This is a genomic window from Turicibacter sp. GALT-G1 (genome assembly GCF_025594995.1).
Taxonomy (GTDB): domain Bacteria; phylum Bacillota_I; class Bacilli_A; order MOL361; family Turicibacteraceae; genus Turicibacter; species Turicibacter bilis.
On the sequence record NZ_JAMQUS010000005.1, the window covers coordinates 1,087 to 1,476 of the forward strand.

The window sequence follows — 390 nt, forward strand, 5'->3', positions numbered from 1 at the left end:
GTTACCGTGAGAATCCTTTAAAACTGCATGAAAAGAATACGGATTCCGTTCGATTACTCAATCGTTTATCGAAACGACAAGAAGAAGTATTAGAATTTCTGTATCAAGTTGAAGTTCCGTTTGATAATAATTTAGCTGAGCGTGATGTCCGAATGACTAAAACTAAACAAAAAATATCCGGATGTTTCCGAACAGAAAAAGGTGCTCATTGTTTCGCCCGAATCAGAGGTTTCATCTCTACTTGTCAAAAGCAAGGATTAAATATTATCGAAAGTATTGAAACCATTTTAATGGGAAATACGATTCAATTTTCATAACATTCACAAGGAGTACTTCACTAAATGAGCACTCCTTTTTGTGATACTCTTTTCTACTAGGCTGAATAGTTAC

1 protein-coding gene is annotated in these 390 nt (G+C 34.6%); it reads left to right on the plus strand.

Annotated elements, in window-relative coordinates; all coding sequences use genetic code 11:
- The coding region (locus NEH74_RS00900) for an IS66 family transposase (protein ID WP_262940944.1) at positions 1–317 on the plus strand (317 nt) is incomplete at its 5' end.
- Positions 318–390 lie beyond the last annotated feature (73 nt).